This window comes from Roseateles sp., from assembly GCF_047654805.1.
Taxonomy (GTDB): Bacteria; Pseudomonadota; Gammaproteobacteria; order Burkholderiales; family Burkholderiaceae_C; genus Pelomonas.
Genome location: NZ_JASGIV010000001.1, coordinates 4432642 through 4452664, shown reverse-complemented (window position 1 = coordinate 4452664; position 20023 = coordinate 4432642). Strand labels below are relative to the sequence as shown.

Annotated in this window: 17 protein-coding genes; 5 read left to right on the top strand and 12 right to left on the bottom strand. The window is 69.3% G+C overall.

Annotation, left to right across the window (positions count from 1 at the left end):
• The 6 genes from QM732_RS20050 to nirB all read right to left on the bottom strand — a co-directional run bounded on the left by QM732_RS20050 (nucleotide 1) and on the right by nirB (nucleotide 7586).
• Nucleotides 1–192, bottom strand: a complete 192-nt coding sequence (locus QM732_RS20050; protein ID WP_415657856.1) for a hypothetical protein — start codon at nucleotides 190–192, stop codon at nucleotides 1–3.
• Nucleotides 193–346: 154 nt separating this feature from the next.
• Entirely contained in the window at nucleotides 347–1099 is a 753-nt protein-coding gene (gene cobA, locus QM732_RS20045) for a uroporphyrinogen-III C-methyltransferase (RefSeq protein WP_415657855.1), read from the bottom strand.
• On the bottom strand, nucleotides 1096–3837 hold the full coding sequence (locus QM732_RS20040) for a molybdopterin-dependent oxidoreductase (protein WP_415657854.1): 2742 nt from the start codon (nucleotides 3835–3837) through the stop codon (nucleotides 1096–1098). Before QM732_RS20040 ends, cobA begins: the two co-directional genes overlap by 4 nt.
• 172 nt (nucleotides 3838–4009) lie before the next feature.
• Nucleotides 4010–4390, bottom strand: a complete 381-nt coding sequence (nirD, locus tag QM732_RS20035) for a nitrite reductase small subunit NirD (protein ID WP_415657853.1) — start codon at nucleotides 4388–4390, stop codon at nucleotides 4010–4012.
• Between the two features lie 9 nt (nucleotides 4391–4399).
• Entirely contained in the window at nucleotides 4400–5113 is a 714-nt protein-coding gene (locus QM732_RS20030) for a hypothetical protein (protein ID WP_415657852.1), read from the bottom strand.
• Nucleotides 5114–5135: 22 nt separating this feature from the next.
• Nucleotides 5136–7586: a nitrite reductase large subunit NirB gene (nirB, locus tag QM732_RS20025; protein ID WP_415657851.1), complete on the bottom strand. Its 2451-nt coding sequence runs from the start codon at nucleotides 7584–7586 to the stop codon at nucleotides 5136–5138.
• A gap of 250 nt (nucleotides 7587–7836) precedes the next feature.
• Between nirB and QM732_RS20020 the strand changes: the two genes are divergently transcribed.
• Nucleotides 7837–9582, top strand: a complete 1746-nt coding sequence (locus tag QM732_RS20020) for a bifunctional protein-serine/threonine kinase/phosphatase (protein ID WP_415657850.1) — start codon at nucleotides 7837–7839, stop codon at nucleotides 9580–9582.
• On the opposite strand, the gene QM732_RS20015 is transcribed toward QM732_RS20020, so the two are convergent.
• Complete coding sequence (locus QM732_RS20015; RefSeq protein WP_415657849.1) at nucleotides 9583–10836, bottom strand: MFS transporter; 1254 nt, start codon at nucleotides 10834–10836, stop codon at nucleotides 9583–9585.
• A gap of 188 nt (nucleotides 10837–11024) precedes the next feature.
• Between QM732_RS20015 and QM732_RS20010 the strand changes: the two genes are divergently transcribed.
• From QM732_RS20010 to QM732_RS19995, 4 genes are all read left to right on the top strand, one after another.
• A complete protein-coding gene (locus tag QM732_RS20010; protein WP_415657848.1) occupies nucleotides 11025–12272 on the top strand; it encodes an ANTAR domain-containing protein in 1248 nt (415 codons plus the stop codon).
• Between the two features lie 84 nt (nucleotides 12273–12356).
• The gene (locus tag QM732_RS20005; protein ID WP_415657847.1) at nucleotides 12357–13220 is read left to right on the top strand and encodes an intradiol ring-cleavage dioxygenase; all 864 of its coding nucleotides are present in this window, start codon (nucleotides 12357–12359) and stop codon (nucleotides 13218–13220) included.
• Nucleotides 13217–13930 carry a response regulator gene (locus tag QM732_RS20000; RefSeq protein WP_415657846.1) on the top strand — a complete coding sequence of 238 codons (714 nt, stop codon included), beginning with the start codon at nucleotides 13217–13219 and terminating at the stop codon, nucleotides 13928–13930. Before QM732_RS20005 ends, QM732_RS20000 begins: the two co-directional genes overlap by 4 nt.
• Nucleotides 13924–15129, top strand: coding sequence for an ATP-binding protein (locus QM732_RS19995; RefSeq protein ID WP_415657845.1), 1206 nt, complete (start codon nucleotides 13924–13926; stop codon nucleotides 15127–15129). Before QM732_RS20000 ends, QM732_RS19995 begins: the two co-directional genes overlap by 7 nt.
• Here the strand turns inward: QM732_RS19995 and QM732_RS19990 are convergent.
• The 5 genes from QM732_RS19990 to QM732_RS19970 form a co-directional block, all read right to left on the bottom strand.
• Nucleotides 15126–15923, bottom strand: coding sequence for an ABC transporter ATP-binding protein (locus QM732_RS19990; protein ID WP_415657844.1), 798 nt, complete (start codon nucleotides 15921–15923; stop codon nucleotides 15126–15128). The genes QM732_RS19995 and QM732_RS19990 overlap by 4 nt on opposite strands.
• 4 nt (nucleotides 15924–15927) lie before the next feature.
• The gene (gene ntrB / locus QM732_RS19985; RefSeq protein WP_415657843.1) at nucleotides 15928–16827 is read right to left on the bottom strand and encodes a nitrate ABC transporter permease; all 900 of its coding nucleotides are present in this window, start codon (nucleotides 16825–16827) and stop codon (nucleotides 15928–15930) included.
• Nucleotides 16828–16832: 5 nt separating this feature from the next.
• A complete protein-coding gene (locus QM732_RS19980) occupies nucleotides 16833–18080 on the bottom strand; it encodes a CmpA/NrtA family ABC transporter substrate-binding protein (RefSeq protein ID WP_415657842.1) in 1248 nt (415 codons plus the stop codon).
• A gap of 313 nt (nucleotides 18081–18393) precedes the next feature.
• Entirely contained in the window at nucleotides 18394–19011 is a 618-nt protein-coding gene (locus QM732_RS19975) for an ANTAR domain-containing response regulator (RefSeq protein ID WP_415657841.1), read from the bottom strand.
• A gap of 28 nt (nucleotides 19012–19039) precedes the next feature.
• Nucleotides 19040–20020 carry an SRPBCC family protein gene (locus tag QM732_RS19970; protein WP_415657840.1) on the bottom strand — a complete coding sequence of 327 codons (981 nt, stop codon included), beginning with the start codon at nucleotides 20018–20020 and terminating at the stop codon, nucleotides 19040–19042.
• Nucleotides 20021–20023 lie beyond the last annotated feature (3 nt).

The window sequence follows — 20023 nt, the reverse complement described above, 5'->3', positions numbered from 1 at the left end:
TCACAGGCACCCCTCGTGCAGGCTCCATCCCGGAGCCGGCAACTGCAGAGCTGGGGTGATAGGCGTGATGGTCCGGTCGACCAGGGACGCCGGGTCGTTCGAGAAAGCGCAGCCGTAGCAGATCGGCTCGATGTTGATCGGGGCCTGTGCAGCACCCGTGAGGGCGGCTGCGGCAGGCAATGGGAACTTCATGTAGGCCTCCGAGTGATTGGGGCCGGCAGTGTGCGACGCGCCGTGCGGCGGCGCCATCCTCGGCTGGGGGATGTGTGCGTGTCCGGTTCGGCGCTGGTGTCACCGGTCGGGGACAGTGCCGTGCAACCGGTCATCGCCCGGCCATCACTTTGCTTCAGCCAGCCATAACTCCAGGCCAGGCATGAGCCACGCCCGCGTGTGCGGCCACCTCGCCGACGACCAGCAGGGCCGGGCTCTTGAGCCCCTCGCGGGCGATGCAGTCGGGCAGGCCGGCCAGCGTTGTCGTGGCATGTCGTTGCCGTGCCGTGTGGGCCGCGCTGACGACGGCCGCGGGCAGGTCGGCGCGCAGGCCCGCGGCGAGCAGGCTGGCGGAAATGTCGGCCGCGCGGGCGACGCCCATGTAGATGACCAGGGTCAGGCCGGTGCGTGCCAGCGCTGCCCAGTCGGGCTCGGCGCGGCCTTCGCCCGGGTGGCCGGTGACGAGGATGACGCCGGGCGAAGCGCGGCGGTCGGTGACCGGAATGCCGACCGCCGCCGGGCCGGCGATGCCGCTCGTCAGGCCGCTCACGACCTCCACGTCGAGGCCCTCCTTGCGCAGTGCATCGACTTCCTCGCCGCCGCGGCCGAACACGAAGGGGTCGCCGCCCTTGAGCCGCACGACGCGGTGGCCGGCCCTGGCTTCGCGGATCATCAACGCGTGGATGAAGTGCTGGTCGGTGCTGATGCAGCCGCCGCGTTTGCCGACGCGCAGCAGGCGGCCCTTCACAAGGGACAGCACGCGCGGGTCGATGAGGTCGTCGGCCAGTACGACGTCTGCGGCTTCGATGCGCCGGAGCGCGCGGACGGTCAGCAGCTCCGGGTCGCCAGGGCCTGCGCCGACCAGGGAAACGACGTGGAGCGAGCTCATGCGGGGATCTCCTCGGGCGTGGTGACGACCAGGCGGCGCAGCGTTGGCAGGCAGGACCCGCATTGCGTGCCGCAGCGCTCGTGCGCCTGCAGCTGTGACAGGCGCTCGGCGGGGCTACCGCTGCAGCGGGCCAGCGTCAGGCGGATGACGTCCTCGCGCACGTCGAAGCAGTTGCAGACCTGCGGGCTGACCGCCGTCGCGTTGGTGGGCGGCGCGCCGGGCGACAGCAGCCATCGGCCCACGGTGGCCACCGCCGTGCGCTCGCGCCACAGGTCGACCAGCCATGCGCCTTCCTCGTGCTGGCCGACGCGCAGCAGGGCCTGCAGCGGTGTGACCTGCAGATCGTCGCTATCGAGATGGAGCAGCCGCAGCCGGCCGCGCTGGGCGTCGGCATAGCGCAGCACGGCTGGGCCGCTCAGGCCCAGCGCAGCGGCGATCGCGTCGACCAGCGCGGGCGCGGGCGCCTCTGCGCTTGCGGCCTCGAAGGACCAGCCGACCTGCTCACCCCTGGCTGGCTCGGGCAGGCAATGCGCGTAGCCGAAGTGCGGCATCAGCGCGCGCAGCTGCTCGCGCAACCGGGGGCCGTCCTCGGGTGTCACCCAGGCGCAGGCGCTGAGGCGCCAGGGCAGGTCGGCCGGCTCGATGGCGACGGCGCTGAACTTCAGCTCGGGCTGCTTGGAGTCGGGGCAGAAGGCGCCCTGGGTCACCGCGTTGATGCCGAGCTGCGCTCCGACGAACTCGTCGCCCCAATGCATGGCGATGTCGGCGCCAGCCAGCGGCACGTTCTCGTCCAGCTTGAGCGGCAGCACGACCTCGCCGCGCTTGGAGCGCACGTGGACGAGCTCGCCCTCGGCCAGCTTGCGACGCGCGGCGTCGCTCGGGTTCACGCGCACCAGTGGCCGGCCTTCGTGGGCGAACAGGCGCGGCACGCTGCCGCTGCGGCTCATGCCATGCCACTGGTCTCGCAGGCGGCCGGTGGTCAGCGCAAAGGGGCGCTTGGGAGAGGCCACTTCGGCCGTGGCCTGGTAGGGCCGCGTTACGAAGCGGGCGAGGCCATCGTCGGTGGCGAAACGGCCATCGGTGTACAGACGCGGCGTGCCGGCCGTGACGTAGGGCCACTGCTGTGGGCCGTCGGTATCCAGAGTGGTCCAGGACAGGCCGCTGATGTCGAGGTCGCGGCCGCGCGTGGCTTCGCGGTGCTCAAGCCAGAGATCCTCCGCCTTGTCGGCGTTGAGGCGCGGTGCGCGGCCCAGCCCGGCATCGACCAGCGCGGCGATGTCGCGGGCGATACGCCAGTCGGCGCGAGCTTCGCCCGCCGCCGGCACGGCCGGGCGCACGCGGCTGATGCGGCGTTCGCTGTTGGTGACAGTGCCTTCCTTCTCTCCCCACGTCGCCGCGGGCAGCAGGTAGTCTGCATAGCGGGCCGTCGCGGTGTGGGCAAAGGCTTCCTGCAGGATGACCAGCTCGCAGCGCTGCAGCGCTTTGCGCACGGTGGCCTGGTCAGGCATGGACTGGGCCGGGTTGGTGCAGGCGATCCACAGCGCCTTGATCTCGCCGCGGGCGGCGGCCTCGAACATCTCCACGGCAGTGTGGCCGCGCTTGTTTGGCAGCTCAGGCACGCCCCATAGCGCGGCGATCTCGGCCCAGTCCTCGGCCTTGGCCGGATCGCGGTGGCCGGGCAGCAGCGTGGCCATGCCACCGCTCTCTCGGCCGCCCATGGCATTGGGCTGGCCCGTCAGCGAGAAGGGGCCTGCTCCGGGCCTGGCGATCTGCCCGGTGGCCAGATGCAGGTTGATGAGGGCCGTGTTCTTGGCCGTACCGCTGCTGCTCTGGTTCAGGCCCTGGCAATAGAGGCTGAGCGAACTCGGTGAGGTGGCGAACCATTCGGCGGCCTGCCAGATGTCGGCCTCCTTCACGCCGCACACCTGGGCCGCGCGAGCTGGTGTCCAGTCCCGCACCATTGCCTTCAGTGCATCGAAGCCTGCGGTGGACTTGGCAATGAAATCGTCGGCCGTCCAGCCCTGCCAGACGACGGCATGCAGCAGGCCATGGCACAGCGCGACGTCGGTGCCGGGGCGGATCTGCAGGTGCAGGTCTGCCAGTTCCGCGGTCTCCGTGCGGCGTGGGTCGATGACGATGAGCCTGTGGCCTGCCTTGCCGGCGCGCGCGGCTTCAAGGCGACGGAACAGGATGGGGTGGGCCCAGGCCGGGTTGGCGCCGCTGATCAGCACGCAATCGGCCAGTTCGATGTCCTCATAGCTGCAGGGGGGCGCGTCGGCGCCCAGGGCCTGCTTGTAGCCCACGACGGCCGAGCTCATGCATAGCCGCGAGTTGGAATCGATGTGCGGTGTGCCGATGACGGCGCGGGCCAGCTTGTTGAAGGCGTGATAGTCCTCGGTCAGCAGCTGGCCGGAGATGTAGACGGCTATGGACTCGGGGCCGTGTTCGGCTCGGATGGCGAGCAGCCGCTCGGCGATCTCGCGGTTGGCCTGCTCCCAGGCGATGGCCTCGGGCTGCCCGCCGCGGGTCGCGCGTTTGCGCGGCTCGCGCAGGCGCTGATGCTGCAGGACGACCGGGGTGGCTGTCAGGTGCAGGTTGGTGCCCTTGGTGCACAGGCGTCCGAAGTTGGCCGGGTGGTCGGGGTCGCCGCGCACTCCTGTGATCTGTGTGCCGTCATGCTCGATGACGACGCCGCAACCCACGCCGCAGTAGGGGCAGGTGGACTTTGTTTCGCTCACGGCCGCCCCCTCCGGTTGCGCAGCCCCGCGCTCGGCGAGGGGACGGGAGGGGCGTGCTTCGTGCCGCCGCTAAGCGAATCGCGCGTCAGCGCGTATCCGCAGCAGGGATGGGTGGAGTTTGTCTCGCTCATGTTCTTGTGCCGGGGCGGTCATGCTGACGGTCATGTGCCGCTTACACCGCTGCAATTGAAATCTTGGGGCCGGCCAGGGGCGCGGGCAGGTCCACGGCCAGGCTCTCAAGCTCGGTCTTCAACAGAAAGACCTCGCCGCCGTCCAGCTTCACCTGGAAGGCCGGCGTGCAGCCTTCGTCGGGCTCCCGGGCACAGCCGTCATTCAAGGCGACGGTCCAGTTGTGCAGCGGGCAGGCCACGCTCGTGCCGAAGACGATGCCCTGGCTCAGCGGGCCGCCCTTGTGCGGGCAGCGGTCCAGCAGCGCGAAAACCTCATCCTCGGCAGTGCGAAACAGCGCCACGTCCATGCCCTTGGCGCGCTGCACGCGGCGCGAGCCGAGCACCGGGATGTCTTGCAGGGCACAGATGCGGGTCCAGCTCATGGCGGGCGCTCAGGCGTTCGTACGGGCGCAATGCTCGGTGAGCGCGTCCATGACGGCCAGCAGGCGCTCGCTGGCGTCGAAGACCGTGGCGGGCCGCCCGCGGGCGATGCCGTCCATCAGCGGCGCCCAGGCCGCGTCGGCCATTGCCAGGCGCTGCTGCAGCGCGGGGGCACCGGCGCTGCGCAGGGTCTGCAATCCCGCTTCGAATTCATAGATGGCGGTCTGGCGTTCGCGTCGTACCGATTCGACGCCGGGGCTGGCCAGGCCCAGCAGGGCCACACGCTGCGACAGCAGGCGCTGGCGCGCGGCCAGCCGCACCTGCCACGGCTGGGTGGCGCGGGCCGTGTTGGCCAGCTGGGACAGCGTCAGCATCTCGTTGGCGGTGGACAGCAATGCGCGCTGGCCTTCACCCGGCGTGCCGGCCAGCAGACCCTGGTAGTCCTCGTAGCGGCGGGCCAGTGCGCGCAGGCTGCCGGCGTGCTCCGGGCCGGCGGGGCTGCGGCTCAACTGGACCAGCTGCTGCTCGAAGGTGACCTGGCTGGCCGCCAGCACATCGCGGGCGGCAGAGGCCAGTTCGGGGTTGGCCATGCATAGCCAGGCCTTGCCCATGCGCTGGCTCAATGCACCAAGGCTGGGCGTTGCGCAGGCCGAAATGGGCTGACCGATGCTGGCAAATGGGGCGGCGCCCAGGGCGGTGACGAAGAAACGGCGCGAGTACTGCATGCGGACTTTCAGGTCGACGGGTTCAGGCCGGGACTTTCTGGAACTGGCGCAGGTCGACTTGGGCCTTGTCGAAGTCGAACCAGGGGTCGGGTTCGCCGTCGAGGCTGAACTGGAGCTGGGCCCACAGCGCCTTGCGGCTGTCGGCTTCTTCCAGGACTTTGCGTTTGACGTGATCGAGACCGACCCGTCCGACGTAATGCACGGTTCGTTCCAGGTACCAGCCTTCCAGTCTGTAAAGCTGCAAAAAGGCACCGCTGACCTCCAGCACTTCCTCCGGCGTCCTGACCTTGCAAAGGAACTCGGCCACCTCGGTCTTGATGCCGCCATTGCCGGCAACGTAGATCTCCCAGCCGGATTCGACGCCGATGACACCCACGTCCTTGATGCCGGCCTCGGCGCAGTTGCGCGGGCAGCCCGACACGGCGATCTTGACCTTGTGCGGCGCGTACATTCGCCACAGCGCCCGCTCAAGGTCCTTGCCCATCTGGGTGCTGTCCTGGGTGCCGAAGCGGCACCATTCAGACCCTACGCAGGTCTTCACGGTGCGCAGCGCCTTTGCGTAGGCATGACCGGACGGCATGCCGATGTCCTTCCAGACGCTGACGAGGTCTTCCTTCTTGACGCCCAGCAGGTCGATGCGCTGGCCGCCGGTGACCTTGACGGTCGGGATCTGGTACTTGTCCACCGCGTCGGCGATGCGGCGCAGTTCTTCGGCCGTGGTCTCGCCACCCCACATGCGCGGGACGACCGAGTAGCGGCCGTCCTTCTGGATGTTGGCGTGCGAGCGCTCGTTGATGAAACGGCTCTGCGGGTCGTCGACAGCCTCCTTGGGCCAGGTGCTGATGAGGTAATAGTTGATGGCCGGGCGGCAACTGGCGCAGCCGTCAGGCGTTCTCCAGTCCAGTGCGCGGAAGACCTCTTCCTTGGTCAGCAGGCGGGCCTTGGCGATCACGTCACGCGCGTCCTGGTGGCTGGCGTCGGTGCAGGCGCAGATGGCCTTCTTCTTCGGGGTGGCGGAGTAGTCGCCGCCGGCCGTGAACATGATGAGTTGCTCGACGAGGCCGGTGCAACTTCCGCACGACGCACTCGCCTTGGTGTGCTTGCGCACTTCGTCCAGCGTGAACAGGCCCTTGTCGCGGATGGCCTTGCAGATGCTGCCCTTGGCGACGCCGTTGCAGCCGCAGACCTCGTCGGTGTCGGCCATCGCCGCCGCGCGGTTCTGTCCCTGGTGGCCCACGTCGCCGATGTTGGCGCCGGCCTCGCCGAACATCAGCTTGTCGCGGATGTCGGCGATCTTGCGGCCTTCGCGCAGCAGCTTGAAGTACCAGCCTCCGTCCACCGTGTCCCCGTACAGGCAGGCACCGACGAGCTGGTCGTCCTGGATCACCAGCTTCTTGTAGATGCCGGCGAAGGGGTCGCTCATGACGATCTCCTCCGTGCCTGCACCACCGGTGAAGTTGCCGGCGCTGAAGAGGTCGATGCCCGTCACCTTGAGCTTGGTGCTGACCGAGGATCCCAGGTAGCGGCCGATGCCGAACTGGGCAAGGTGCGTTGCGCAGACCTTGCCCTGCTCGAACAGCGGTGCGACCAGGCCATAGGCGATGCCGCGGTGGGCCGCGCACTCGCCCACCGAGTAGACGCGCGGATCGGTCACGGTCTGCATGGTGTCGGTGACGACGATGCCGCGGCTGCACAGCAGCCCTGCCTTCTCGGCCAGGGCCGTGTTGGGGCGGATGCCGGCGGCCATGACGACGAGGTCGGCGGGCGTCTCGATGACCTGCCCCTCCTTGTCCTTGAGCTGGATCGCGCGGACCCGGCCGGCCTCGTTGCCCAGCAGGGCCTGGGTCTGCGCACCCAGCATGAAGTTGAGACCGCGCTCGACCAGGGACTTGCGCAACAGGTCGCCGGCCACGGTATCGAGCTGACGCTCCATCAGCGTGTCGGTCAGGTGCACCACGGTCACCTGCATGCCGCGCAGCATCAGCCCATTGGCCGCTTCCAGGCCGAGCAGCCCGCCGCCGATGACGACCGCGTGCCTGTACTTGGCCGCCGCATCGATCATGGCGTTGGTGTCCGCGATGTCGCGATAGGCGATGACGCCTTCGAGGTCCTTGCCCGGCACCGGCAGCACGAAGGGGTTGGAGCCGGTGGCGATCAGCAGGCGGTCATAGTCGGCAGCGGTGCCGTCGGCCGCCACCACGCGGCGGCGGACGCGGTCGATCTCGGTGACCGCAAGCCCCAGGTGCAGCGTGATGCCATTCTCCTCATACCAGGAGAGCGGGTTCAGGATGATCTCGTCGACGGTCTGTTCGCCGGCCAGCACCGGTGACAGCAGGATGCGGTTGTAGTTGGGATGGGGTTCGGCGCCGAAGACGGTGACGTCGTAGAGATCCGGCGCGATCTTCAGCAGCTCCTCCAGCGTGCGCACGCCGGCCATGCCGTTGCCCACCATCACGAGCTTCATCTTCTTCATGCCAAACCTCACAACAAAGCTGGTCTGCCCTTTGCTTCGCAAGCCATGTGCCAGCGATGAGGCTGGCCTTTTCACCCTGCCGCAGCCAGCGGCGCCCCACGCCGAAGCGATTGCGAGCCCGGTGCGGGTGCACTCGCCCCTCAAATTGCACCAACATGAGGCCATCGCCCGGTGGAGGCGCTGGCCGGGCTGGGCGTGGTCGGGCATTCGGCCAGCCACGCGGAACCGACACTGACAACGACTCACGCGCATGCGTTTCGAACTCGACACCGGCCTGTCCAGCCTGCAAGGCAGGCGCCCGCGCAACGAAGATTTCGCAGGTGTGCAGGCACCGGCTTCGCATGAGATCGAGCGTGGCTGGGTCGCTGCGCTGGCCGATGGTGTCAGTGGCGGCGGGGAGGGCCTGATGGCCGCGCAGACCTCGGTGATGAGCCTGCTGCGAGACTTTCATGCCGCGCCGCTGGCTTGGGACAGCAGCGTGGTGCTGGACCGCCTGCTGGGGCACCAGAATGCCTGGCTCGCCGCATACAACCGCCGCCCCGGAGCGGAAGGCGAGCCGCGGGAGGCGCTGACGACGCTGACCGCCATCGCGTTGCGCGGCCGGCGCTATGCGCTGGCCCATGTCGGCGACAGCCGTGCCTGGCTGCTGCGCGACGGCGAATGCCTGCTGCTGACGCAGGACCACCGCCTGGAGCGGCGCGACTTTGCCGGCCTGACGCGCGCGCTGGGCCTGGACGACGCGCTTCGGCTGGATCACGGCGAGGGCGAGTTGCGCGTCGGCGACCGCCTGCTGCTGACCAGCGACGGCGTGCACGGCAGCCTGCGCAGCCGCGTGATCGCCGATCTGCTGCGGACGACCTCTGGTGCCCAGGCCGCGGCCGATGCGCTGACCGCCGCAGCCCTGGCCGCCGGCAGCCACGACAACGCGACCGCGCTGGTGCTGGACATCAAGGATCTCGCCGACCCCGGCCTGAACGACCTTGCCGCGCTGGGGCGCCAATTGCCCAGCCCCGGGCCGCTCGGTGTCGGAGCCCTGCTGGATGGCTACCAGGTCACGGCCCTCGTCGCTGACAACGGCGTGCACCGACTGCTGCAGGCGCGCGAGCTGGCGAGCGGCCGGCTGGTGGCGCTGAAGATGCTGCGTCCGGGCCGTGCCGACGATCCCGAGGAGCGGGCCATGCTGGCCCACGAGATCTGGCTGGGCCTGCGCCTGGCCGAGGCCCCGCGCCACCGTCGCGGCGGCGCGACGACGGATAGCGGCTTCGTGCGCGTGCATGCGCCGGTCGAGGGCGCCACCCACTTCTATGCGGTGTTCGACTGGCATAGCGGCCGCACGCTTGAGCAGTTGCTGGCCCAGGCGCCGCTGGATGCGGCCGAGGCGCTGGCCCTGGGGCGGACGGTGGCGCGTAGCTTGAGCCTGCTGCACGCGGCCGGCGTGGTGCACCGCGACCTCAAGCCCGCCAATCTCCACCTTGGCGACGATGGTCAGTGGCGGGTGCTGGACCTCGGCGTCGCGCTGAGCCGCCGCTCGTCGGCCGCGGCGCGCGAACTGCATGCCGGCACCCCCAGCTACATCAACCCCGAGCAGTGGCTTGACCCGCCGGCGGTGCCCGATGCGGGTTCGGACCTGTTCGCGCTGGGCGTGACGCTGTACCAGGCGTTGACCGGCCGCCTGCCCTATGGCGAGATCGAGCCCTTCCAGTTGGCCCGCTACCGCCGCGAGCCGCAGAGCGTCAGCCGGCTGCAGCCCGGCGTGCCGATGCCGCTGGATCGCGTCGTCATGCGCGCCGTGGCCAGGGAAGCCAAGGCGCGTTTCGAGACGGCCGAGGAGTTGGTGCTGGCACTGGAGCGCTGTGCGGCGCGGGACCAGCCGGTGGCGGTGCGCGCCCACCGCAATGTTGGCGGGGATCCGGCGCTCGTGTGGCAGATCGCCTTGGGCCTGTCGCTGCTGCTCAACCTGCTCCTGGCGGCATGGCTCTTGTTCCTGCCACGTTGATCAGGCGCGCTGGTAGTGCACCGGATCGGCCTGCGGGCCTGAGCTGCGTCGGGCCCGCCCACCCTTCTCGGCCCAGGTGCGTGTCCAGCGGATCTGCATGATGCGCATGACGAAGAGCATCAACACGGCCAGCACGGCGAATGTGACGAAGCCCCACAGATACGTGCCGGCGTGCTGCTTGGACACGCCCATCAGGTTGGGTACGAGCCCGCCGCCCAGGGCGCCGATCTCGCCGATCATGGAGCCAGCCACGGCCGTCGCTGCCGGCCAGCGCAGCGGCACCAGCTGGAAGAGGGCGCCGTTGCCCGCGCCCAGGGCCGCGAAGCAGACGATGAGCAGTAGCGTCGTCAGCACCAGCGAGCCGCTGCTCATGCCGACGAGGCCCAGGCTGATTGCGACGACGACGAGCACGCCAGTCAGCATGTTGACGCCACCCCAGCGGTCCGACAGCCAGCCGCCGACGACGCGCACCGCAGCGCCCATGAAGGCCGCCAGCATGGTCAGCTGGCCGGCCTGCACCTTTGAGACGCCGAATTGGTCGTGGTAATAGGTGGGCAAAAAGGTGGTGAGGCCGATGAAGCCACCGAAAGTCACGCCGTAGATCAGGCTGAAGGCCCAGCCGTCCTTCTCGAACAGGCAGGCCACATGCTCGCGCAGCGAAGCGTGGGCGTCGACATCGGGCGGCTCCTTGGCGAAAGCGATCATGACGACCATGGGGACGACGATGGCCGCGGCGGCGATGGCGTAGACCGTCTGCCAGCCGAAGGCCTGGGCCAGCGGCGGTGCGACGAGCACTGATACCGCCGTGCCGACGTTTCCGGCGCCCACCAGGCCCATGGCCAGACCCTTGTATTGCGGCGGAAACCAGCCAGAGCCCAGGCTCAGCGCCACGCCAAAGCTGGCGCCTGCGATGCCCAGCAGCACGCCCATGGCCAGCAGGTCGTCGTAGCTCCTCACCATGAAGTAGCCGTACAGCATGGCGACCGCGATCAGGCCCATCTCGACGAGCGTCGCGTTCTTGCGGCCGATGTATTGCGACAGCAGGCCCAGCGGAAAGCGCATCAGCGCACCCGCCATGATGGGGATCGACAGCATCAAGCCCTTCTGCGCTGGCGTCAGGTTGTAGGCCTCGCTGATGAACGGCGCCAGGGCACCGTTGAGCACCCAGATGCAGCAGGAGAACGCGAAGTACAGGAAGGCGGCGAACAGCGTGGGGCTGTGGCCGGCGCGCTTGAAGTTTTGCAGGGTGGACATCTGGGGCTCGATCTTTCGCACGCCCTGGCCCGCCCGGCGGTCGCGTGCCTGGGGGCGCGGACGTCGCAACGGGAGGGCGCCTGCACCATTGCGGGAGCCACGCGCCGATACTCGCAAGCCTCATGCCTGCTGGGCGCAGGCCGGTTGGCCTGCTTCTTGCGCCGTTTTGGGGCGTGAAGACCGAAACCATGTCCGATACCGCGATGGCCCCCCTTCTGCCCCTGCTGATCTGCTGCCCCGAACCGCCGCCCCAGGCCGCGGCGCTGCGGGCGCTGGGCTGGGAGCTGCGCACCGTTTCAGAGCTGACGGCGCCCGCCGACGCTGCGGCGCTGGGCCTGCTGTGGTGCCAGGACTGCACCGCAATGGCGCAGCTGCTGCACGGCGAGCGGGCGTTCGGTCTGCCCGTGGTAGTGCTGTCGCCGCCGCCCAGGGGCCCGGAGCGGCAGGCCGTGCTGGCCCGCGGTGCCGTGCAATGGCTGCCGACGGACGTCGATGCCGGCGTGTTGGGCGAGGCCTTGCTGTGGGCCCGGGACCTGGCTGCCCAGCAGCAGTCTCGAGAACTCGCCGCCCAGGCCAGGCTGGACGAGCGCAAGTGGACCGAACGTGCGAAGGGGCTGCTGATGCAGGCCCGTGGCATCGACGAGGCCGCCGCCTTCGCGTTGCTGCGCAACACGGCCATGCAGACCCAGTCCAAGCTGCCCGAGGTGGCGCGCGGCGTCGTGCACACCAGTGAGCTGGCCGAGGCCCTGGAGCGAGCCGGCGCGCAGCGCATGCTGAGCCAGCGCCTGGTCAAGCTGCAGGCGCTGCGCCAATGGCCGCGGCTGGCGCCGCCGGAGCGCCGCGAGGCCCAGGCGCTGCTGGATGCGTCAGCAGAGCGCGTCGCCGCCAACCTGGCCCGTCTGGGCGAGTTGCTTCGCCATGAGCTGGCCGAGGAACTGGCCGCCGTGTCCTTCGCCTGGGCGCAGCTGGACGCGGCCCTTGCCAGCCGCCAGCCGGATCTTGCACGCAGCGACCGCGCTGCCCAGCAGCTGCTGGAGAGCAGCGAGGTGCTGGTGGCACGGCTGTCCGAGCGTGCCGGCCAACGACCCGTTGGCCTGCTGGCCCAGGTGACGCGGCTGCGCCTGCTGAGCCAGCGCCTGGCCAAGGAGGGCCTGCTTGCCCAGGTCCTGCCCGGCCATGACGGCAGCGGCCTGGTCGCGGGCCTGGACGAGTTCGTCAGGGCCTATGACGAGGTACGCGCCGCGCCGCTGGCCGGCCCCGCACTGCAGCCGGCCTTCGCCGCGGTGGACGAGGCCTGGCTGCTGCTGCTGCGCGGCCTGCGCGTGGAACAGGGCGATGCGGTACAGCGCATGCACCAGGGAAGCGAGCGGCTGCTGCAGGCGCTGGAGGCGCTGATCCAGGCGCTGCAGGGGTCGCTGCAGCTGATCCTCGGTTGAACGTTTCAGCGGCGACACAATCTGCCGATCCGCCCGATACATCGCGGCGATGCAATGCATCCGTCCACAGCTGAAGGAGCCGCGATGCACCACGACCATGACCTGGGCCTGACCCACGACCTGAACCGCCTGCAGCAGCAGGCCCTGGAGCGCCGCATGGCACTGCGCTGGCTGCTGGGCGCGGGCGGCGCCGGTGCGCTGGCCCTTGCAGGCTGCGGTGGTGGCGGCACCGACACGGTGACCAGCTCGTCCACCACGTCGACGTCTTCCGGTTCCTCGGGCAGCAGTTCGACCAGCAGCGGCTGCTCCGTCATTCCCAGCGAGACCGAGGGCCCCTATCCCGGCGACGGTTCCAACAGCGCCAACGGCAGCGTCGCCAATGCGCTGGCGCTATCGGGCATCGTGCGCAGCGACATCCGTGCCAGCATTGCAGGCGCCACCGGTGTCGCCACGGGTGTGCCACTTCAGGTCATCATCGAGCTCGTGAACACCAACGCCTCTTGCGCCGACCTTGCCGGCTATGCCATTTACCTCTGGCACTGCGATGCCCTGGGCCGCTACTCCATGTATTCCAGCGGCGTGACGGCCGAGAACTATCTGCGCGGCGTGCAGGCCACGGCCAGCGACGGCACGGCGGTGTTCCAGACCATCTACCCTGGCTGCTACTCAGGCCGCGTACCGCACATCCATTTCGAGGTCTACCGCAGCACGACGACGGCGACGAACTGGAACAACAAGCTGCGCACCTCGCAGCTGTGCTTCCCGTCGGACGCCAACAGCGCCGTCTACGCCACCAGCGGCTATGGCAACAGCGCGACCAACAACAATGCCATCAGCCTGGCGACCGACGGCATCTTCAGCGACGGCTACAGCACGCAGATGGCGACCGTGACGGGATCGGTCAGCGCTGGTTACGTGGCCCGATTGAAAGTAGGCATCGCGGTATGAATGGACATTGCCTCGTCGTCGACGACGATGCCGAGATCCGTGCCAGCCTGACGGCCTACCTTGCAAGCTTCGGCTGGCAGGTCAGCGCGGCGGCGGACGGCGGGGCGATGCGGCAGCGGCTGGCGCTCCAGCCCAAGGTCGACGCCATCGTGCTGGACCTGATGCTGCCCGGCGAGGACGGCCTGGCGCTGTTGCGCTGGCTGGGCACGCAGGCCGATGCTCCCCCGGTGCTGATGCTGACCGCGCGCGGCGACACCATGAGCCGTGTCGTCGGCCTGGAGCTGGGTGCGGACGACTACCTGGCCAAGCCCTTCGAGCCGCGCGAGCTTGTAGCGCGGCTGCAGGCGCTGGTGCGGCGCGCGAACAAGGGCCTGGCCCTGCAGGACGACACGCGCCTTCTGCGCTTCGGCCGCTGGCGCTTCGACCGCATGACCCGCCAGCTCGTCAGCGCCGACGACGTGGGCATCGCGTTGTCCAGTGCCGAGTTCCGGTTGCTGGCGGCCTTCGTGCAGCGCCCAGGGCGGGTGCTCAGCCGCGACCAGCTCATCGAGCTGACCCGAGCGCCGGGCGTGGAGGTCAACGACCGCAGCATCGACCTGGCCGTGTCCCGGCTGCGGGCCAAGCTCGGCGACACGGCCCGTGAGCCCAGCCTGATCCGTACCGTGCGCGGCGAAGGCTATCTTTTCGACGCCGAGGTAAGCCCGTGTTGAAGCGTCTCAAGTCCTGGGACGGGCTCGGCCTGCGCCTGTTCCTGCTGATGTGGCTGGCGCTCGTGCTCAGCCACGGCGTGGCCTGGTTGACGGTCACTCGCGTCAGCGGCGCGCTGCCGACGATGACGAATTGGCCGGCGATGCCCATGCCGATGCCTGGCGAAGGTACGCGGCGGATGCCGCAGGAGCCGGATGATCTCGAGGGCGCGCACCCGGAGCGGCGCGAGGGCTTCGGCCCCGGGCCTGGTCCCGGCGGCAGGGCCGGGCCGGACTTTGGCCGCTCGCCGCGCCCGGAGGCTGGAAGCGTGAGGCTGCCCACTTTCCCGTCGCTGCCGCCCACGTTGACTCTGCGTGGCAGCCTCGTCGACTACGGTGTGCGCATGCTCGTCATTGCGCTCGCCGCCTGGTGGGGCTCGCGCTGGCTGGCCAGGCCTATGCGCCGGTTGGTGAGCGCGGCGCAGGCGCTGACACCGGCCCTCGCGCAGGGGCGTCCCGCACCCGAGCTGCCCGAATACGAAGGCACTGTCGAGGTGCGCGAGGCTGCAGCGGTGTTCAACCGCATGGCCGCTGAGCTGAGCAGGCAATTCGAGGAGCGAGGACTGATGATCGCGGCCATCTCGCATGACCTTCGCACGCCGCTGACTCGCATGCGGCTGCGGCTGGAGACGGGCGAGGTCGAGGCCAAGGTGCGCGAGCGCTGCATCGACGACCTGCGCGAGATGAACCAGCTCGTGGAGAGCGTCATCCAGGTGTTCCGTCCTGGGGAGTCGGCACAGGTCCAGCGGGTAGACCTGTCGGCGCTGGCTCAATCCGCCGTCGACGACCTGGCCGAGACGGGAGCGGATATCCGCTTCCAGGGACCGCCGGCCGTTGTCAACGCGGACCCGGTCGCGCTTCGTCGCGTCGTCGACAACCTGGCCGGGAACGCGTTGCGCTATGCCGGCCAGGCCCGGGTGAGCGTCGAGCTGTCGGCGGGCGTCACGCGGCTGGTCGTCGAGGACGACGGACCCGGCATCCCGGAGGCGGAGCTGGAGCGTGTGCGCCAGCCATTCCGGCGCGTCGAGGGCTCGCGCAGCCGCGAGACCGGCGGCACGGGCCTGGGCCTGTACATCGCGCAGCAGTTGGTGCGACGCCAGGGCGCCCTGCTGAGCCTGAGCAACCGGCCCGAGGGCGGCCTGCGCGCCGAGGTGGTGTTCTAGGCCGCCTGCTCGACGTGTGCGTGGCGCGTGTAAAGGAAGTCGATGACTTCCTTGCGCGCCGCGACGTAGCGTGGATCCTCGGCCAGCTCTACGCGCACGCGCGGCCGCGGGATGCCTACCTCCAGGATCTCGCCTATGGTGGCGGCCGGCCCATTGGTCATCATGACGATGCGGTCGCTCAGCAGCACGGCCTCGTCCACGTCGTGGGTGACCATGATGACCGTGCTTTGCGTGCGCGCGACGATCTTCAGAAGCTCGTCCTGCAGCCTGGCGCGGGTCAGCGCATCAAGCGCGCCGAAGGGCTCGTCCATCAGCAGCACCTTGGGCTCCATGGCCAGCGCGCGCGCGATGCCGACGCGCTGCTTCATGCCGCCGGAGATCTCGTGCGGCCGCTTGTGCAGCGCATGGCTCATGCCCACCAGCTCCAGCGCAGCGCGGGCGCGTACCTTGAGCTTGGCGCTGGCCTCCTTGCCGCCGAAGACGGACTCGACGGCCAGCAGCACGTTGTCCAGGCAGGACAACCAGGGCAGCAGCGAGTGGTTCTGGAACACGACGGCGCGCTCCGGGCCGGGCGCGGCGATCTCGCGTCCGTCGCAGATCAATGCGCCTGAAGTGGGCGCCAGCAGGCCGGCGATCAGGTTGAGCAGGGTGGACTTGCCGCAGCCCGAATGGCCGATCAGCGTGATGAACTCGCCGCGCTGAACGTCGAGGCTGACGTTCTGCAGTGCGTGGAAACGGCCCTTGCGGGTGGTGAAAACCATCTCCGCGTCTTGCACTTGAATGAACGGCTTCATGACATCAGTCCTCTTCAAAGGTGAAGTGCTTGGCAAGGGAGATCAGCACCCATTCGAGCAGCAGCCCGACGGTGCCGATGACGAAGATGGCGATGAGGATGTGGGCGACGTTGAGGTTGTTCCACTCGTCCCAGACCCAGAAGCCGATGCCCACGCCGCCGGTCAGCATCTCAGCCGCGACGATGACCAGCCAGGCCGTGCCGACCGACAGTCGCACGCCCGTCAGCACGTAGGGCAGAACGGCGGGCAGCAGGATGCGGGTGATGACCTTCCACTCGCTGAGCTTGAGCACGCGTGCGACGTTCAGGTAGTCCTGCGGCACACGCTGAACGCCGACGGCGGTGTTCACCACCATCGGCCAGATCGAGCAGATGAAGATGGTCCAGATGGCGGCCGGGTTGGCGCTCTTGAAGGCCAGCAGGCCGATGGGCAGCCAAGCCAGGGGCGACACCGGCTTGAGCAGCGCGATCAGCGGTGACACCATGCGATTGGCGAACTCGAAGCGGCCGATCATGAAGCCCAGCGGGATGCCCACCAGCGCCGCCAGGCCGAAACCCACGCCGACACGGCCCAGTGAATTCAGGATGTTCCAGCCGATCCCTTGGTCGTTCGGGCCGTTGCGATAGAACGGGTCGGCGAAGAGCTTGACGGCGGCATCAAAGGTGGCCGCCGGGGTTGGAAAGCTGCCGCCCTTCTGGGTCGCCAGGCCCCACAGGCCGATGAGCAGGGCGATGCTGAGCACGGGGGGCAGCACGCGCAGCGCCAGCGCGCGCCAGTCGACAGGATCGCGCCGGGGGCGTGTCTTGAGTTCGGGCGTGGGTGAGGCCGGGCGGCTGACGGCCGCCGGTGCGGGAGCGGTGGCGACGGCGCTGTCGCCGGGGGAGTGGAAGACGGCGGAGACCATGGTGTTCAAACCTTTACCTTGAAGCTGTCGGCGTACTTGGCGGGGCCCTTGCCGTCCCAGACAACGCCGTCTAGCAGCTTGGAGCTGCGCATCGGGTCCTTGGGCACGCTGATCTTCAGCGCGCTGGCGGCCTGTGCGTAAAGGGCGGTCTGGTTGATGGCCTTGGCGGTTCCCAGGTAGTCGGGGTGTTCCTTGAGCAGGCCCCAGCGCTTGTGCTGGGTGAGGAACCACATGCCGTCGGACAGGTAGGGGAAGTTGACCGCACCGTCGTCGAAGAACTTCATGTGCCGTGGGTCGTCCCAGGTCTTGCCCAGGCCGTTCTGGTAGCGGCCCAGGATGCGCTGGTTGATGGCGTCGACGCCGGTGTTGACGTAGGCCTTGTCGGCGATGGTCTCGGCCATCTTGTTCTTGTTGGACAGGCTGGCGTCTATCCAGCGGCTGGCCTCCAGCACGGCCATGATGACGGCGCGCGCGGTGTTGGGGTACTTCTTCGCGAACTCGGCCGTGGTGCCCAGAACCTTCTCGGGATGCTCGGGCCAGATGTCCTGCGTCGTCGTCGCCGTGATGCCAATGCCGTCGATGATGGCGCGGTGGCCCCAGGGTTCGCCGACACAGAAGCCGTCCATGTTGCCCACGCGCATGTTGGCCACCATCTGCGGCGGCGGCACCGTGATGACCTTGGCATCCTTGAACGGGTTCACACCGTGGGCCGCCAGCCAGTAGTAAAGCCACATGGCGTGCGTGCCGGTCGGGAAGGTCTGCGCGAAGCTGTAGTCGCGCTTGTCCTTGGCCATGACCTTGGCGAGCGATGCTCCGTCCACAGCGCCGGCGTCGGCCAGCTTCCTGGACAGGGTGATGGCCTGGCCGTTGCGGTTCAGCGTCATCAGCACGGCCATGTCCTTCTTGGGGCCGGCCACGCCGAGGTGCACGCCGTAGACGAGGCCGTAGAGCACGTGGGCCATGTCCAGCTCGCCGTTGACGAGCTTGTCGCGGACACCGGCCCAGGAGGCTTCCTTGGTGGGGATGATCTTGATGCCGTACTTCTTGTCGAAGCCCAGCACGGCGGCCATGACGATGCTGGCGCAGTCGGTCAGCGGGATGAAGCCGATGCGCACTTCCTCCTTCTCGGGCTTGTCAGAGCCCTGGGCCCAGGCGCCACCGGCCAGCGGCGCGAAGGGTAGGGCGGCAGCGGCGGCAAGCAGGCTGCGGCGTTGCGGATGGGGCTTGGCGGTCGAGTTGTCGCTGGCGGTCATCACGGGCTCCTGGGTCATGCAGGGCGCAACGGCGTCGCAGCCACGCTCCGCCCGCGCCGCACTTCAGCAGCGAAGACGCAAAAGGAGAGGTCGGACGCCGTTGTCCCGAAGTGCCGGCCGATTCAGCAGGCGGCCGGCCCGAGAGGCCTGCGCCATTGCAGGCCTCGCCTGCCTCATTGCAGCTTGCGTGCCAGCCCGGATGACGGCTTGCCCGGGGGTGTTTGCACGCGCTTGGCGCATGTCTGGCGCCGCAGCGGGCGGTTTGCTCCGGTCCGGTGCGTGCTGGGCCATCGCGACTTGGTGCGCCGTGCCCTCAACGTGGGCGCAGCAGCTGGTCTGCGTCAATCAGGCGCATGGCCACGGCGGCCATGGTCTGGCCGCCGTCCATGGCGAGCTGGCGCAGGCGCTGGAAGGCTGCCTCCTCGTCCAGGCCCTGCTCGCGCATCAGGATTCCGCGCGCGCGCTCGACGAGCTTGCGCTCGGCCAACTGGGTCTGGGTCTGGCGCAGGTCGCGCTGCAGCGTCTGGTCGTGCTCGAAGCGGGCCAGCGCCAACTGCAGAAGGGCGCCCAGGCGCTGCGGAGGCAGGCCAGCGAGCTGCAGGGTGCTGATGCCGGCATCGAGCGCAGCGCGCATCTGCTCGGCCGTCATCTGCTCGGCGAAGAGCAGCACGGGACGGGGCTGGCGCTGCAGGGATTCACCCAGTTGTGCCAGCAGTTCGGGGGTGGGCTGCTCGCAGTCGATCAGCAGCAGCTCCGGCGCCAGGCGCTCCAGCGCCACAGGCAGTGCGTCAGGCTGGGCGACGAGGTCGATGACGTCCACGAGCTGGCAGCGCAGCCGGATCAGCTCCAGGCGGATGACGGGGCTGCGACGCTGGCCGGCGTCCGCCAGCAGCACGCGCAGGCCGGGGAGAGCAAACAGGGGCGTGTTCATGCCCCAGGGCAGTGCAATTCCCGTGCCGTCAGGCTTTCAGGGGCAGATGCAGTTCGACGACGCCGCGTCGGCCCGGCGCCGATTCACCGAGGTAGACGGCGCTTGGCGGCAACTGCGGGTGCGGCTGCTGCTGCTCGACGCGCAGGCGCTGCATGGCCTGGTACCAGGCCAGCTCCAGGGCTTCGGGCGGCCCGTCGAAGCGCAGCATGTAGGCGCTGTGGAAGGGCTGCTCTTGCAGCGTGAAGCCATCCGGCGCGTTGGCGCCGGCCGGCACTTCGAATCCGATGCGGCAGTCGACGGTGCGCAGCTTCAGGTGGGTCTTCAGATAGTGGACGATGGCCGGCCCCGAGGCTGGCAGGCCAGCTGTGGTCAACTGGCGGCGCAGGTCGGAGATGCGTGGCGGCAATGCAGCGGCCAGCTTGTCCAGCGAGTCCTTGTGGGCCACCTGCACGAGGCGCAGCGTGGGCTGCTCCCGCACGCCGGCGTAGTCCAGTGTGTAGGCCGGCGGCCCGCCCTCCAGCAGCGCGGCGAGGCGGTCCAGGCCGAAGCGCAGGTCCAGCGCCGTTGCGCCCTGCACGGTGCTGGCAAAAGCGCGCAACGTGAAGGCGACGCGGCCCTTGAAGCGCCAGGTCACGCGCGTGCCGCCACCCGCTGCCGGCTCGAAACGCCAGTCGGAGCGGCCGCGGTACGAGAAGGGCAGGTCGAACTGCAAGCGCTGGCGCAATGCCCGCGGCGGCGTCTGCCCCACCTGGCGCATGCGACCGCGGCCTACCCGGGGCACATCCCAGGCCAGCGAGAGGCCGTCCACCTCGGCAGGCACGTCGCGCGCATGCTCCAGCCACGGATTCCAGGCCTGCCAGCCGGCCAGGTCGGCCACGCGCTCGTAGACGGCCTCTGGCGCCGCGGCGATGAGCCGGCTCTCCTCGGCCCGCACCCTGCCGCTGTAGCGGCCCATGTAGACCAGCAACGCGACGAGGGCGAAGGCCAGGCCGAAGAAGAGAGGGCTCATCTC